Origin of the sequence: Acetobacter fabarum, from assembly GCF_022483405.1 — a bacterium.
Classification (GTDB): domain Bacteria; phylum Pseudomonadota; class Alphaproteobacteria; order Acetobacterales; family Acetobacteraceae; genus Acetobacter; species Acetobacter fabarum.
This window is the reverse complement of record NZ_JAKVNI010000001.1, coordinates 1,515,049-1,530,538: the sequence shown is the minus strand read 5'-3', so window position 1 is coordinate 1,530,538 and position 15,490 is coordinate 1,515,049. Positions and strand designations below refer to the sequence as shown.

15 protein-coding genes are annotated in these 15,490 nt (G+C 59.7%); 5 read left to right on the top strand and 10 right to left on the bottom strand.

The annotated features are described in order from the left end of the window. Positions 1-120: 120 nt before the first annotated feature. A complete protein-coding gene (locus LKE65_RS07215; protein ID WP_095349248.1) occupies positions 121-1,158 on the top strand; it encodes an ABC transporter substrate-binding protein in 1,038 nt (345 codons plus the stop codon). A gap of 59 nt (positions 1,159-1,217) precedes the next feature. Here LKE65_RS07215 and LKE65_RS07210 read toward each other — a convergent pair whose 3' ends face one another. The 4 genes from LKE65_RS07210 to gluQRS all read right to left on the bottom strand — a co-directional run bounded on the left by LKE65_RS07210 (position 1,218) and on the right by gluQRS (position 5,795). Next, a complete protein-coding gene (locus LKE65_RS07210) occupies positions 1,218-2,162 on the bottom strand; it encodes a DMT family transporter (protein WP_306460210.1) in 945 nt (314 codons plus the stop codon). Between the two features lie 46 nt (positions 2,163-2,208). Further along, positions 2,209-3,414, bottom strand: a complete 1,206-nt coding sequence (locus tag LKE65_RS07205) for a pyridoxal phosphate-dependent aminotransferase (RefSeq protein ID WP_278740850.1) — start codon at positions 3,412-3,414, stop codon at positions 2,209-2,211. A 3-nt stretch (positions 3,415-3,417) separates the two neighbouring features. Then, complete coding sequence (locus LKE65_RS07200) at positions 3,418-4,620, bottom strand: pyridoxal phosphate-dependent aminotransferase (RefSeq protein WP_086645633.1); 1,203 nt, start codon at positions 4,618-4,620, stop codon at positions 3,418-3,420. A gap of 209 nt (positions 4,621-4,829) precedes the next feature. Then, on the bottom strand, positions 4,830-5,795 hold the full coding sequence (gluQRS, locus tag LKE65_RS07195; protein ID WP_278740849.1) for a tRNA glutamyl-Q(34) synthetase GluQRS: 966 nt from the start codon (positions 5,793-5,795) through the stop codon (positions 4,830-4,832). A gap of 189 nt (positions 5,796-5,984) precedes the next feature. On the opposite strand from gluQRS, the gene LKE65_RS07190 reads away from it, so the two are divergent. Continuing rightward, positions 5,985-6,548, top strand: a complete 564-nt coding sequence (locus tag LKE65_RS07190) for an HNH endonuclease (protein WP_086645635.1) — start codon at positions 5,985-5,987, stop codon at positions 6,546-6,548. A gap of 15 nt (positions 6,549-6,563) precedes the next feature. Here LKE65_RS07190 and LKE65_RS07185 read toward each other — a convergent pair whose 3' ends face one another. After that, on the bottom strand, positions 6,564-6,830 hold the full coding sequence (locus LKE65_RS07185) for a hypothetical protein (RefSeq protein ID WP_086645709.1): 267 nt from the start codon (positions 6,828-6,830) through the stop codon (positions 6,564-6,566). 186 nt (positions 6,831-7,016) lie between these two features. Continuing rightward, positions 7,017-7,229: a heavy-metal-associated domain-containing protein gene (locus tag LKE65_RS07180; RefSeq protein WP_025826709.1), complete on the bottom strand. Its 213-nt coding sequence runs from the start codon at positions 7,227-7,229 to the stop codon at positions 7,017-7,019. A 140-nt stretch (positions 7,230-7,369) separates the two neighbouring features. Here LKE65_RS07180 and LKE65_RS07175 point away from each other — a divergent pair, with 140 nt between their 5' ends. Then, positions 7,370-8,035: a hypothetical protein gene (locus LKE65_RS07175; RefSeq protein WP_278740848.1), complete on the top strand. Its 666-nt coding sequence runs from the start codon at positions 7,370-7,372 to the stop codon at positions 8,033-8,035. Positions 8,036-8,115: 80 nt separating this feature from the next. On the opposite strand, the gene hpnR is transcribed toward LKE65_RS07175, so the two are convergent. Together hpnR and ndk are read right to left on the bottom strand one after the other, a co-directional pair. Further along, positions 8,116-9,657 carry a hopanoid C-3 methylase HpnR gene (gene hpnR / locus LKE65_RS07170; RefSeq protein ID WP_086645637.1) on the bottom strand — a complete coding sequence of 514 codons (1,542 nt, stop codon included), beginning with the start codon at positions 9,655-9,657 and terminating at the stop codon, positions 8,116-8,118. 221 nt (positions 9,658-9,878) lie between these two features. Then, positions 9,879-10,301 carry a nucleoside-diphosphate kinase gene (ndk, locus tag LKE65_RS07165; RefSeq protein WP_086645638.1) on the bottom strand — a complete coding sequence of 141 codons (423 nt, stop codon included), beginning with the start codon at positions 10,299-10,301 and terminating at the stop codon, positions 9,879-9,881. A gap of 139 nt (positions 10,302-10,440) precedes the next feature. Here ndk and LKE65_RS07160 point away from each other — a divergent pair, with 139 nt between their 5' ends. Beyond that, positions 10,441-12,333, top strand: a complete 1,893-nt coding sequence (locus LKE65_RS07160; protein WP_278740847.1) for an ABC-F family ATP-binding cassette domain-containing protein — start codon at positions 10,441-10,443, stop codon at positions 12,331-12,333. A 54-nt stretch (positions 12,334-12,387) separates the two neighbouring features. Here LKE65_RS07160 and LKE65_RS07155 read toward each other — a convergent pair whose 3' ends face one another. Continuing rightward, positions 12,388-12,783 carry a hypothetical protein gene (locus LKE65_RS07155; protein WP_194301282.1) on the bottom strand — a complete coding sequence of 132 codons (396 nt, stop codon included), beginning with the start codon at positions 12,781-12,783 and terminating at the stop codon, positions 12,388-12,390. A 168-nt stretch (positions 12,784-12,951) separates the two neighbouring features. Then, the gene (locus LKE65_RS07150) at positions 12,952-14,163 is read right to left on the bottom strand and encodes an MFS transporter (RefSeq protein ID WP_278740846.1); all 1,212 of its coding nucleotides are present in this window, start codon (positions 14,161-14,163) and stop codon (positions 12,952-12,954) included. A 157-nt stretch (positions 14,164-14,320) separates the two neighbouring features. Here LKE65_RS07150 and LKE65_RS07145 point away from each other — a divergent pair, with 157 nt between their 5' ends. Continuing rightward, positions 14,321-15,421 carry an AI-2E family transporter gene (locus tag LKE65_RS07145; RefSeq protein ID WP_086645641.1) on the top strand — a complete coding sequence of 367 codons (1,101 nt, stop codon included), beginning with the start codon at positions 14,321-14,323 and terminating at the stop codon, positions 15,419-15,421. Positions 15,422-15,490: the final 69 nt, after the last annotated feature.

The following is a 15,490-nucleotide window of genomic DNA, read 5'->3' as shown; positions in this document are numbered from 1 at the left end:
AATAATAGTACAGTTTCCTCCTCACCACTACGGCCATAAGGCTCTGGCATGCTCCTGTTTTTTTGATTTTCTGCCCCCTTAACCGGGACACCTCCGCCAACACGGTGTAAGATAACGCATATGAGCGCACCCGCACCTTCCCCCTTTTCACGCCGTGCCCTGCTCTGGGGGGCCGGAAGTTGCGTTGCCGCAGGTGGCGTTGTGCTTCTGGCCAGCCAACAGCACCCCCGCAAGCCCCGCAAACAGCCCGATGGCGTTTACCGCAAGCTCCGGATTGCCTGGCCAGAGGCCGCCATGTCCCCCGTGCTGGCAGCCGCACTGGAGAAGAACTTTTTTGCCCAGTATAATCTGGACGTGGACCCCCTGCCCAATATCCATAACGGGCAGGAAGCGCTTGCAGCACTGGCGCAGCAAAAAACCTCTTACGCGCTGGCCCCTGCTCTCACATGGCTTCAACACCTGCATTCGGGGTTGCCGGCTCATCTGGTTATGGGGGTACAGTCGGGCAGCCGCCGCCTGCTGGTGCGGCGGAGCAGCGGCATTACACGGCTGGACCAGCTTATGGGCCGCAACGTGGCGGTGCCAGACCAGAACGCGGCAGACAAACTGTTCTTCTGTATCATGATGCGCCGCAAGGGCATGGATGCACTCAACCACATCAACTGGGTTGACCTGCCCATCCCGCAAATAGAACAGGCTCTGCATGACCAGACAATAGAAGCTGTGGTCACGCATGATCCCGATGCGTGGAGCCTGCTCCAGAACTACCCGGACCTTCTGTACGAACTTGTTGGCAGCGATACAGGCCATTACGCCGCACGCACCAGCCTTATTCTGGGCGTTGCAGACACCGCACAGGACAAAGACCCCACAGCCGCCACGGCACTGGTCATGGCCTTGCGCGACGCGGCCCTATGGGTCAACACCCACCGCGATGATGCCGCAACCCTGATAGCCGATAACGCCGCCGGTCTGCCCGTTGCCAGTGCCCGCAGCATGTTGCGCAACGAGCCGGTTATCCGCCCCCTTGTCGGCCACGGCCTGCGTGAGCAGATCGCGCAGTACTGCGATGAACTCCAGCTTGTGGGCATGATGGCCGATGGAGAGGATTCCACCGCCCTTGCCCGTGCCTACACCTTGAATGTTCTTCACGAATAAACGGCTTTTTCTAACCGGCTGCCTGTATCACACGCTCAGGCAGAATGACCGGAACCACTTTACAGGGAACGCCCCTTCCTGCCCCGCCCCTGCCTGCGCGGCAGGCGCACCTCGCTGGCCAACACGCCCAGAATAACCAGCGCGCCACCCGCCAGCGCTCTGGCTGGCAGCATATCCCCCGCCAGACGCCCCACCAGCCCGGCCCATACGGGCTCACCCGCATAAATAAGTGTTGCCCGTGTGGGAGAAACTGTTTTTTGCGCCCAGTTCATAACCAGTTGAATAACCGCGCTCATGGCACCAAGGCCCAGACCGGGCAGCACCCACCACCACGTCAGAGCCGGTACGTGTTCGTGCATAATGGGCATGGCAGCAAATGCCAGCAGCCCGGCAACCAGCAACTGCACGATCGCTACCCGAAAACTGTTAATGGCGGGGGAGGCAAAACGGCTGATCAACACAACTTCCATCGCAATAGCCACAGCGCTGACCAAGGTTACAACCTCCCCAAACTGGAGGTGCATATGGGCTATGGCCTGCGGGCCGGTTAGCAGCACCAGACCGGAAAACGCAAACAGCACCCCCAGCCACACCATAAGATGAGGGGGTTTGCGCAGGAAAAACCACTGCAAAAACGGCACAATAGGCACATACATGGCCGTAATAAAGGCCGACTGGCTGCTGGAAATGCTCCCAAGCCCCAGAGTTTGCAGCGCATAGCCAAAAAAAATGGCCACCCCCACACAGGCCCCCGCCTGCACTTCCCGCAGGGTCAGGTCCAGCAGCAGGCGGCGGAACAGCAGCATGGAAAGCAGAGCCGCCGTGGTAAAGCGCAGCCCCACAAAAAACATGGGCCCCGTGTAACGCATGGCCGTATGCACGACCAAAAACGTTACCCCCCACAGAACGGTAATGCAGACCAGAGCCATCTCCTCACGCGAGAAGCTCCGGAATACACGTTTCTCCCCCGCAGGTAGCGGCGCGGGCTGGGGCTGGTCAGGCACGTTCAGGCACTCCTGGCCGGGCCTTGGAACCTGCCCGACCGTATGATTACGTTAATCCGCCCACAAAGCGCGCAATACGCTGGCAGGCTTCGGCCAGAACCTCATCCGAGGTTGCGCAGGACAGACGCAGGTAGGGGGACTGCCCAAAGGCGCTACCGGGCACTGTTGCCACGAACTCTTCATCCAGCAAAGCTGCGGCAAAGTCGTGGTCAGTCTCTAGCAGGCGTCCGGCGGCTGTTGTGCGCCCAAGGCAGGCGGCCACACCGGGATAGGCATAAAAAGCCCCTTCGGGCATGGCGCAGGTCAGGCCCGGCACCGCACGCAGGGCCTGCACCACGTTGGTACGGCGGCGGCTGTATGTGGCAACCATGGTCTGTACAAGGTCCGGCGGCCCATCCAGTGCGGCAGCGGCAGCCGCCTGCGCAATGGAACACACCCCCGATGTGGCGTTCCCCTGCACACCGCGCATTGCGGTTAAAAGGTCGGCTGGTCCACCGGCAAACCCCACGCGCCACCCGGTCATGGCATAAGCCTTGGAAACACCATTAAGCGTAATGGTGCGGTCCTTGAGGTCGGGCGCCACGGCGGCGATTGATGCGGAGCGTGCTCCGTCAAACACCAGATGTTCGTATATTTCGTCCGACAAAATCCATATATCGGGGTAATCGCGCAGGACTTTGGCAAGAGCGGCCAGATCCTCGGCCGGGCAGATGGCCCCGGTAGGGTTGTTGGGGAAGTTCAGCACAACCCAGCGTGTACGGGGCGTAAGAGCCTGCGCCAGCACATCTGCCCGGAGCCTGAACCCGTCCTCCTCCCGGCATGGAGCAAACACCGGCGTGGCCCCGAACATGCGCGCAATCAAGGGGTAGCTGACCCAGTAGGGTGTTGGCACCACCACCTCGTCCCCCGCGTTCAGGGTCGCCATGAAGGCGTTGAAGATGACCTGCTTGCCCCCGTTGGAAACCATGATCTGCTCGGGCGTGTAGTCCAGCCCGTTCTCCCGCGCGAACTTGCGGGCAATGGCCGCCTTGAGCGCGGGCGTACCATCCACAGGGGGGTATTTGGTCTGCCCGGCCAGCGCAGCCTGATGGGCGGCTTCCACCACCGCAGGCGGCGTTGCAAAATCGGGCTCGCCCAGAGCAAGCGAGATAACCGGCCTGCCCTCCGCCTTGAGAGCCCGGGCGCGCCGGGCCATCTCTATTGTTGCGGGGGCTGGCAGGCCATTCAGGCGGTGCGCAAAACTCCGGGACATGGTTTACAGCAGACCTTCACAAAAATTCTGGATCCGGGTGCAGGCATCCCGCAGGCTCTGCGTATCGGTTGCGTAGGAAATACGCATATACCCCGGATACATGAAGGCCGACCCATGCACGGCTGCCACGCCTTCTTCTTCCAGAAGGGCCGTTACAAAATCCTCATCCGTTTTAAGCAGTTTTCCGCCAGCGGAGGTTTTGCCAAGGCATTTTTCAATGCAGGGAAAAACATAGAACGCCCCTTGGGGAACATCGCATTCCATGCCCTTGGCCTGATTGATCATGCTGACCACCATATCACGCCGCCCCTGATAGGTATCGACCATGGTCTGGATAAAGTCCTGCGGGCCGGTCAGGGCTTCCACCGCTGCGGCCTGCGCAATGGAGCAGGTATTGGAGGTGGACTGCCCCTGCAACTTGTTCATGGCCTTGGTCAGTTCCACCGGCGCGCCGGAAAAACCAATACGCCAGCCGGTCATGGCATAAGCCTTTGAGACACCGTTCATGGTTACGGTGCGGCTGCGCAGGCGGGGTTCGACCTCCACGAATGTTGCGGGGCGAAAACCGTCGTACACAAGCTTGGCGTAAATATCGTCCGTAAAAATCCACACATGCGGGTGGCGCAGCAGCACATCACACAGCGGGCGCAGGTCTTCGGCCGAGTAGGCAACCCCGGTGGGGTTACAGGGCGAGTTCAGGAACACCCATTTGGTGCGCGGGGTAATGGCGGCTTCCAGCTCATCCGCCTGAAGGCGAAAACCGTTTTCGCGCTTGCAGGGCACCACCACGGGTACGCCTTCGGCCAGCGTGACAATATCGGGGTAGGACACCCAGCATGGCGCGGGAATAATGGCCTCATCACCCGGGTTCAGGGTCGCCATCATGGCATTGTAAATGATCTGCTTGCCACCGGTGGAAACAATAACTTCCTCAGGCGTATAATCCAGCCCGCTATCCAGCTTGAAGCGCTCTGCCACGGCCTTGCGCAGTTCAGGCGTGCCGGCCACATCCGTATAACGGGTCTGGCCTGTGGCAATGGCCTTTACGGCGGCCTGAGCAATGTTGTCGGGTGTGTTGAAGTCCGGCTCACCCGCAGAAAGGCTGATAATATTCCGCCCCTCTGCCTTCAGCGCCCGTGCACGCGTTGAAATGACGATTGTCTGGCTAGGACTGATCCTGTTCAGGCGGTCAGCAACAAGGCTCATGGTTTTCTTACTTTCCGACACAATATTTTAAGGCACTCGGCACCTACGCGGGCACAGACCCGGACAAAGGCGGCAAATGCGCTGCTCCGGCGCGCACAGTAATCCTCTTCCGGTCAGGGCGGAACCGGAGATTCCACCTGCTCTGTCTTTTTTGTTCTGCGCGGGCTTTTTCCCTGTCATGCAAAAGGGGGGGCAGTGGGCAGGAACACCTAACCCTGCAAGGGCGCGCTGCCATGGGGAGCCGCCGCAAACACGGCCTTGTCCCGCACCTGCTGGGCACTCAGCCCGCTCTGGCGCATGGCGCGCACGCTCAACGCACCATCACGCTTGGCCAGACGGCGGCCTGTGGCATCGCACAGCAGGGGGTGGAACGCGTAATGCGGGGCGGGCCAGCCCATAAGGGTCTGCAACAACCGGTGTAGGCTGGTGGCGGGGCGCAGGTCCTCCCCCCGTGTGACCAGCGTGACACCCTGCGCAGCATCATCACACGTCACGCACAGGTGGTAGGATGCAGGCACGTCCCGCCGGGCCAGAACCACATCGCCAAACAGTTCGGGGTGGCAGGGGACCGGGCCACAGGCCAGATCATGGTAGGTGAGCGGACCACAGGCCCCTGCCCCGCCATGCTCCCCGCCACTCCGGGTGCGGGCCAGCGTGCGGGCACACTCCATGGCGCGCGCCATATGCAGGCGCAGCACGTATGGCTGGCCCTGCGCCATACGCTGCGCCCGTGCATGGGCATCCAGCTGGCGGCAACGGCCGGGGTAGAGCAGGCTGCCATCGGGGGCGGTATGGGGTGCGGAGAACATGGCCGCACTCTCCCGCGCAATATCCGATCGGGTGCAAAAGCACGGATACAGCACGCCCATATGCTCAAGCGTGTCCAGCACGGCCCTGTAAACCGCCATACGGGTAGACTGGTACAGAACCGGCCCATCTGGCACCAGCCCGAGCCATGCGAGGTCTTCCAAAATGGCGGTGGCAAAGGCAGGTTTGCAGCGCTGGGGGTCTATATCCTCCATCCGCACCAGCCATTGCCCCGCAGGCTGCGCGAGGGTCCAGCCGAACAGGGCGGACGCCACATGGCCCAGATGCAGCGCCCCTGTGGGGCTGGGGGCGAACCGCGTAACCCATTCTGTTTTGCAACGATCATTGTACTGTAATCGAATAGTCATATTAATCTTACCAGATCTATAAAGCTGTCCGATATCGGTGACTATTGGCCCACATTTTCTTGCCACACCTCTTTGCGTCTGCAATAGTCCTGCCGGTAATTATCTCGACGACGCACTTCTGCTGGCGGTCGGCTTGAGTTGTTCTGACCCCTTCGGAACTGTGTTCTCGTGCTAACGAGGAGACACATCTTGGCCGATGGCAGTACTCTAAACTATCCAGCCCTTGTTCTGAATGCAGACTTCCGACCACTTTCCTATTTTCCGCTTTCCCTCTGGGCATGGCAGGATGCCATAAAAGCGGTGTGCCTGGACCGGGTTTCGGTCCTGAGCGAATATGACATGGAAGTGCATTCACCCCGCCAGGCCTTCCGCCTGCCCAGCGTGGTGGCCCTCAAGGACTATGTGCCCGCCGCCCGCAAACCGGCCTTTACGCGCTTTAACGTATTTTTGCGCGACAACTTTTCCTGCCAGTATTGCGGGGAGCGCCACCCCACGCAGGAACTGACGTTTGACCACGTTATTCCCCGCTGCAAGGGCGGGCGCACAAGCTGGGAGAATGTTGTTACCGCGTGTGGCTGCTGCAACCTGCGCAAGGGCCCGCACATGCCGCACCATATTGGCATGCTGCCCCGCCGCACCCCTGTACGCCCCACATCATGGGAACTACAGGAAAACGGACGGGCTTTTCCACCCAACTACCTGCACAAAAGCTGGCATGACTATTTATACTGGGATGCGGAACTGGAAGGTTAAACCCGCCCACACGGCCTAGCGGGTGTAGGTGTAGCCGTATTCATCCGCCAGTTTTTGCAGGTCCGGTGCGCCCTTCAGGTCAAGGGGGAGCGGCTTGGCCTTGGCCTCGCCCAGCACAAAACCATTATTGCTCATGCGCTGGCAGGTATTGGCCGCCAGTGGAAAACTCAAAAACATGGGGCCAGCCATCTGCTTGTGCAGGCAGCTTATATCCGTATCCAGCATGGGCACACGCCCGATTTCGGATGAACACCCAGCCAGCAGCAAACCGCCCGCCGCCATTACACCCAGAGCAAATTTGTTTGTTTTTTGCGTCACGGACCAGCTTACCTCTGTTTTTGCCTGTCGAGCGGCTTTTAAGCACCGGTTACTCCGGCACACCCCATGGTGCCATGCCTGCCCCCCAACAACCAGAGAGCGCAGCTCACGCCCCCTTTCCGCTGGCTGCATGACACGGCACAATGCCGCTCAGCTTACCTCGTAACCAGCACCACGAATGGCGTCCCGCAGGGAAGAAACACCAACACGTGCGGGGTCATACGTTACCTTGACCTCACCATTGGCCAGATTCACATCCGTACCATCCACACCGTCAATTGCGGCCAGCGCACGTTTTACGGACGAAACACAACCGTCGCATGTCATTCCTTCGACCATAAAGCTCGCTGTCGTCTGGCTCATTGCGTTTGCATCCTTTTTACAAAATTCCATACATGGCGTTTTTACACGGCCATTCTGCTTCTTCCATAACGCAACTCCGCCTTGATGCGAAACAGTGATGTGCAGCCCATACCTGCCCCAAAGCATGATATAAGACCCACATGCCCAACTTTGCGCCCCCTCAACCCGCCACGGAGCCTGCACGCCCCCTCTGGCGGAACAGCTTTATGCACCGGCTTATGCTGGCAACCCTGATCAGCCAGATGGAAAACCGCCTGCTGGCCGAAAACAGCGCCACACAGACGCTGGAACACTGGCTGCGCGAGCACGCACTCCTTGGCGCGCATGAAACCCTGCGCGCCGAGCGTGAAGCCGGTGCCCACAGCCCCTGCCCGCCCGACCTGCTCGCCGCACTGGACCTGCCCACCACACAAGGTGGTCAAAACCTGCGCTACCGCAAAATACGGCTGGCAGGGCACAACCGCATTTATTCGGAAGCGGAAAACTGGTTTGTGCCAGAGCGCCTGACAAAAGCCATGACCGAGGCACTGGAGCAAACCGACACACCCTTTGGCCGTGTTGTTTCCCCCCTGCGGTTTACCCGTCAGCTGATCCGGCGGGAAACCCTATGGTCCCCCTTGCCAGATTTGTGGGAAATGCAGCCCCACCCGCCAAACAGCACAACGGGGGCAGACCCACTGGCTCTACCCCCGCATCTTTTCCGGCATATTGCCCTGTTACGGACCCATGTCGGCACGCCGTTCAGTCTGGTGGTGGAAACCTACACCCCGCAGGCCTTTGCCTTTACTCCGCCCCCTGTGCGTTAAACACCGCACAGGCCAGCAGAGGCAGCACCAGCACTCAGGCAAACGCCTGAGTGTGGGTGAAACTGTTTGAAAGATGCGGGTTACGCATCTTCCCCCATACGGGTCTTGTCCACAAAAGTTTCGGTCGCATCATCCAGCGCGCGGGTTTTGCGCCCGCCGGGGCCATGCACGTACAGGTCGTTACGGTCCACCTTGTCCACCGCATCGGGCTGCACGGGCATAAGGTAGCGCGCAGGGCGCTGGTGGTCGGCAAGCTGGAGTTCGGGGTTAAAGACCGAGTTGAACTTCCACAGCATTTTAACAAAGTTGGTCTGGCCGTTCTTGAGCAGGTTAACCGCAATCCCCGCCGTGTCCTTGAGTGCCTGCCAGCCCATATGTTTGGTGTTGAGCACCTGCTGGGTCTTGACCAGTTCTTCATAAAACTCGGGCAGAGGCAGGGTGGTGGGCAGCACGGCATGCTGAATATCAAACAGGCGATAGTCACGCGTGGTCAGGCGGCGTGCTTCCTTGTGCCAGATTTCCGTCCCCGGATAAGGCGTTGTGACGGAAATGTTCACAATATCGGGAATTTCCAAGCACCACTGCCGCACAGCTTCAAACCGCGCACGATCCCACGATGGATCGGCAATGATATTGATGGCCACGATCAGCCCTAAAGAGCGGGCATATTCAAGGGCCTCAAAGTTCTTGTCGAGTGAAACACGCTTGCGGAACTGCTTGAGCCCTTCCTCATCCACCGCTTCCAGACCGATGAAGATGTAGGAGAGACCGATCTCGCTCCAGACCTTGAACACTTCCTTGTTGCGCAGCAGCACGTCTGCGCGGGTTTCGAGGTAATATTCCTTTTTAATGCCACGCTTTTTAATTTCGTTGGCAATGGCCATGCCGTGTTCTTCATGCACAAAGGCCACGTCATCCACAATAAAGATGCCGGGTTCCTTGATCTCCTCCAGCTCATCCGCAATGACCTGCGGGCTGGCCGTGCGGTAGGAGCGACCATAGAAGGTCCAAGCCGAGCAGAACGTGCAGTCCCACGGGCAGCCACGGGCAAATTCAATGGAAGCTGCGGGGTCCAGCGTGCCAATAAAGTACTTGTTGCGGTGGCGCAGCAGGTCACGCGCGGGGCGGACCTCATCAAGCGATTTGACAAAAATGGGGGGCGGGCCTTCCCCGTCCAGCGTAATGGTGCCGGGGACTTCCAGAATATCCGTGCCGTTCTGCACCGCATCCAGCAGCAGGCCGACCGTAGCATCGCCCTCCCCTTTGAGAATGCAGTTGACTGTCCCTTCGGAAAGATCAAGCACATCTTTGGCGATAAACGAAACCGAATGCCCGCCAATAAACTGGAACACCTGCGGGAAGCGGTAGCGTGTTTCACGACACAGATCGAGAATTTCCGGCACATTGGCCAGATAGCTGCCCGAGTAGCACACGGCATCGGGCTGGAACTCGTCAACCAGCTTCCAGTAATCTTCGTGCGTTTCGGCCTGAAGGTCGATAATCCGCACGTCGTGTCCGGCATTCCGCGCAGCACCTGCCACCAGTTCCAGCCCCAGCGGCTCCAGCCGCAGGAAAACCTTGGTGTACATCAGGGCGCTGGGATGAACCGCCAGAACTTTCATGACATTCCTTTCTGCCTACTGCGGGCCGGGAATGCGAACGGCATCCCGCCTTGCCCATAACGCTCGAGCATAAGAAATGATTATATAAGAAATGCACCCCATTGCCCTATCCTGCAGCCGGGTATCTCCCATGCGCAAGACGTCTGGCTTGGCGTTTAAACGCCATTATGGCGGCCCCGACGTATGCGCAAGGCACAACGCCGGGGTGTGACCTGCCAGAATTAGGGCAGGATTTCCGTTTCTGCAAAGAAGAAGCGGATTTCGTTTGCAGCATTTTCCGCGCTGTCGGAACCATGCACGGAGTTTGCTTCAATGCTTTCAGCAAACTGGGCGCGAATGGTCTGGGGGTCGGCCTTTTTGGGGTCGGTTGCACCCATGACTTCACGGTTTTTGGCAACGGCGTTTTCGCCTTCAAGCACCTGCACCACAACCGGGCCGGAGATCATGAAGGACACCAGATCGTTGTAAAAAGGGCGTTCCTTGTGCACAGCGTAAAAAGCGCCAGCCACAGCGTGGGACAGCTGGACGCGCTTTTGCGCAACAATGCTCAGGCCTGCATCTTCAAACACGGCGTTGATCTTGCCGGTCAGGTTACGACGGGTTGCATCCGGCTTGATAATGGACAGAGTACGTTCTTTAGCCATAAGGCCCTCCTTGGGTATAAACGCAGATATCCGCCTTGGTCTGGCGAACGTTCAGCGTTTCCATCTAGAGCATATCGGCGCTGGCTGGTAGGTACCACACAGAATGTAATGAACAATTCCAGAAGAAACGAGACTTGAGTTGAGCCTGCTTGTCATCTCCAACCTTAGCCTGCGTATGGCTGGCCGCGTTCTGCTGGACCAGGCGAGCCTTTCCATCGACCCCGGCCGCAAGGTCGGGCTGGTCGGGCGCAATGGTGCTGGCAAGTCCACCCTGCTGGCCGCCATTGCGGGGGATATTGCCCCCGATGGGGGGGAAATCCGCCTATCCTCACGCGCGCGCATGGCCCGCGTTAAACAGGAAGCCCCAGCAGATGGCGCCAACCTGCTGGACACCGTTCTGGCAGGCGATACCGAGCGCTCAGCCCTGCTGGCCGAGGCCGAACAGGCCACAGACCCCATGCGCCTTGGCGAAATACACGAACGCCTGCGCGCCATAGGAGCAGACAGCGCTCCCGCGCGTGCCGGGGCCGTGCTGGCGGGGCTGGGCTTTAGTGCTCAGGCGCAGATGCGCCCTGTATCGGACTTTTCGGGCGGGTGGCGCATGCGTGTCTCGCTGGCCACGGCCCTTTTTCTGGAACCTGACCTGCTGCTGCTCGACGAACCCACAAACCATCTGGACCTTGAGGCCACACTCTGGCTGGAGGACTGGTTGCGCCGATTCGCAGGGGCTGCACTTATTGTCAGCCATGACCGTGGCCTGCTCGATTCCTGCGTGGACGCCATCGCCCATCTGGAACGCGGCAAGCTGAGCCTGACCCCCGGTGGCTACGAAAATTTTGTCCGAATCCGTACCGAACAGGCGTTGCAGCAGACCCGGCAGGCCGAAAAAATTGCCGCCCGCCGCGCTCATATGCAGTCTTTTGTGGACCGCTTCCGAGCCAAGGCCACCAAAGCCAAACAGGCACAGGCCCGGCTCAAGGCGCTGGAAAAACTGCCCGTGATCGACGCTGTGGTGGAAGATACCGCTGCGCACTTTTCCTTCCCCGAGCCCGAGCAGCTCCCTCCCCCCATCCTGAGCGTCAACCGCGCAAGCGTGGGGTATGAGGGCAGGCCTGTGCTGAGCAACCTCTCCTTCCGGCTGGATATGGAAAGCCGGATTGCCCTGCTTGGCGCCAACGGCAATGGTAAATCTACCCTCGCCAAACTGATAGCTGGCCGCCTTGAGGCACTTTCGGGCGATGTGGAGCGCAATGCCCGGCTCCGGGTTGGGTATTTTGCCCAGCACCAGACCGAAGAACTGCATCTGGACCAGACCCCGATCGAGCACATGGCGCGTGCCCTGCCCAAAGCCACCATGCCGGTCGTACGCGCGCAGCTAGCCCGGTTCGGGCTGGATGTGGACCGGGCGGAAACTGCGGTCAAAGACCTCTCGGGCGGGGAAAAAGCCCGCCTGCTGCTGGCCCTTGCCACGCGAGATGCCCCCCAGCTGCTTATTCTGGACGAACCCACCAACCATCTGGACCTCGATGCGCGTGATGCGCTGATCCGCGCTCTGGCGGATTTTGAAGGGGCCGTGGTGCTGATCAGCCATGACCCGCATCTGGTGGAACTGGTGGCGGACCGGCTGTGGCTGGTGGCCGATGGGCAGGTCACCCCGTTTGAAGGGGATATGGCCGAATACCGCACATGGCTGCTTGAGCGTAGCCGCGCCAGCAACCGCCCCAAACAGGACGCCACAAGCCAGAACAGCCGCAAGGACGAACGCCGCGACCGGGCCGAAATCCGCAAGGCACAGGCTCCCTTGCGTAAAATTGTTAAGGATGCGGAAGCCAAGCTGGCCAAGCTGGCCCTTGAGCGCACAAAGCTGGAAGCCGCACTGGCTGACCCGGCTGTGTACGAACCGGGCAAGGCGGCAGAAGTAACCCGCCTGAACACCCGACTGGCCGCCATTGCCAAAGAGGAATCCGAAGCCGAAGAACGCTGGCTAACCGCCGAAGCCCAGATGGAAGAGGACACGGCCAGCGCCCCATAGGCGCAACCCGGTGCCTCTCCACCTCCCCTTTTCCGGTTGGGCTGGGGGGGGCTTTCAGGCCGTTATGGATGTTGTGGAAGAGGTGTAATTCACATCGTTCTCCTCAAGCACCTTGCGAAGAGACTTAAGCGATTCAATGTTTTGCTGGACGTTGAAGACGCCGTTTTTTTCCTGATAATCCAGTAACGAATCAATCATGGCGTACATGTTGGTTGAGCCACTCACGAGCTTTCCGCCATTCACGCCTTCCAGCGCATAGCCATCCATCAGAGCCATTGTCACACTTTGGTGGAGCGAAATCTTGCCCTCCAGCGACAGCTCCCGCCGTGCGGATTCCATTTCCTGCGGTGTCATGTTGCTGAAATCCAGCCCGAGCGATTTCCTGTTCTGGCTTTGCTGGGCCGCGCTCGCCGGGCTGTTCAGGATCTGGTAGGGGCTGCTGATTTCCATGCTCACACACCTTCAGTATTGATCTGCTTTTTGCACCTGCCCGCTCAGGGTTATAAATAAACAGCAAGCTGGTCGAGTAAAAACCACGGCAATACCTCCGGTAACGGCCCTATGCGCCCTCCGGGCCGCAAAGCAGCCCTTATGCACGCACAAGGCCTGTTGTTTGGCTTACGCAGCACCACCTTCTGCCAGCGCGGCTTTTCTGGCGTCCAGCGTTTCCACCCGTAGCGAGAGCAGGAAAAGCACCAGCCCCACGAGCGAGAGCGCCATACCGGCCCAGCCTGTGGCTTCCAGCCCAAACCCCACAGCCAGCACCATCCCGCCCAGCCAGGCCCCAATGGCGTTGGCAAGGTTGAAGGCCGCGTGGTTCATGGAGGCGGCAAGGGTCTGTGCATCGGCCGCCACATCCATCAGGCGGACCTGCATGGCCGGGCCAATGGCAATGCCACCACCAAGCATAAAAACGGCCAGCGCCGTCAGCCAGACCGAATGTGCAACCAGTGCAAACAGCCCCAGTGCAGCGGCATTCCACAAAAACGCAAAAATGGTTGCCCATTTCAGGTTCCTGTCCATCAGGTGGCCACCTGCCCATGCGCCCGCACACATGCCAACACCCCAGAGCGCCTGAAAAAGCGGCACGCCCCAGAGCGGCACATGGGTCACATCCTGCAATGTCACGGAAAAATAGGTGTACACGCAGAACATGCCGCCACACCCCACCGCCACGGTGCCCATGACGTACCAGACCTGCTTGCGTGAAAACGCACCAAGCTCCGACAAGGCCGAGCGCGCCCGGTTAGGCGCATCATACGGCACCCATGCCAGCACCATAAGGCAGCACGCAACGCCAATAAGACCAATAAACAGGTAGGACAGCCGCCACCCGAAATACGACCCGGCATAAGTGGCAAAGGGAGCCCCCACCACATTGGCAATGGTCAGCCCTGAAAAAACACGCCCCACGGCCCGCCCACGGTAGCCACGGTCCACCAGCCCCGCAGCAACCAGTGCCGCAACCCCCATAAAGGAGCCATGCGGCAGCCCGGTTACAAACCGCGCCAGATCAAGCATACCCAGCGAGGCGGCCAGTGTGCCCAGTGCATTGGCTACGGCAAACCAGCCCATAAGCAGCACCAGCAACTGCTTGCGCGACATTTGCGCGGCCATGACCGACACAACAGGAGCCCCCACCACAACCCCCAGAGCATAGGCCGAAATAGCCTCCCCCGTGCGTGGAATACTGGCATGCATGCTGTCCGCCATCTGGGGCAGCAGCCCCATTGCCGCAAATTCTCCCGTGCCGATGGCAAAAGTGCCCACCGCCAGAGCGAGAATGGCTTTGGAGGCAGCCGCCAGCCCACCGTCGTTCCCGCCAGACATGTCCGTTTATGCTCCTGCAACTATATAAAGAATTTTCTTCTCACATCCGTGCATGAATGGATAAGAGTACACAAAAAAGTAAGACATCGTGTGCTTACAGATTAACGAACGGACAGCCGTTACACAGCCTCCCCCGATCCTGAAAGAGTTTTCTTGCATGCCATCCGATAGCGGTTCCCCTCCCCCACCCACACCACGGCCGGACTCGCCAGTGTTTGGCCCCGAACATATTGCCCGCATCCTGCGCCTGTCCGTGGGGGCTGTGTGTATGGGCCTGCTCATATGGCTTTTGGGTGATGTGCTTATGGTGGTGTTTGCCTCCGTGCTGTGTGCGGTGGTGCTTTACGGGCTGGCCCGCATCCTGCGCCGCCACCTTGGCGTGTCGCACGCATGGGCGCTCAGCATTGTCGTGCTGGCCCTGCTATCCAGTGCCGCCCTGCTGGTCTGGAACAGTGGCCCCGCCATTGTGAGCGAGGCCATCCGCCTGCAAGAAGCCCTGCGCCAGCAGGAAATGGCCTTGCGGGGCACCCTGCAGGGCACACCCACCGGGCAGATGATCCTCAACTACCTGCCTGCCTCCCTCGGGGGGCACCATACCGGGGGCGATAGTGGTCTGGCCTCGCTTGGCTCACGTATTGCCGGGTCCATGACCGGCATACTGGGCTCTGCCTTTGGTGCCATAGGCACGCTGGTTGTGGTACTGATTGCCGGGCTGTATTTTGCCATGTCCCCCGCCACCTATGCCAATGGCCTGCTGCGTCTGGTGCCAGAAGAACGCCGCCCGGTCATCCGGCAGTTGCTGCTGCGCGCGGGGCAGACCCTGTGGGCATGGGTTGCCGGCCAGTCGCTGGACATGCTGGTGGTTGGCACGCTCTCGGGCATCGGGCTGTGGTTTATTGGCGTGCCTCTGGCACTGGCACTGGGTGTACTGGCGGGGATGTGTAATTTTATCCCCTATATTGGTGCCATTATGGGGGCTGTGCCTGCCCTGCTGCTTGCTCTCTCGCTCGGCACGCGTGAGACCATTATGGTGGCCGTGCTGTATAGCGTGATCCAGTTTTTTGAAGGCAACGTGCTTGCCCCCGTTATCCAGCGCCATGCGGTGCAGATGCCACCGGCCCTTACCGTGCTCTCCCAGACTTTGTTCGGGGCTATTCTGGGCTTTCCGGGGCTGATTTTTGCTTCCCCCCTTACGGCGGTTCTGCTGGCAATCCTTGATTCCCTCACAAAACCCCTAGCCGAAACAGACCGTATATGAAACATTTCCGCACTAACCCGTGACAAGAACATATATTCCTTGTAAGAATTTGGTAATCCGTTTGGGTAA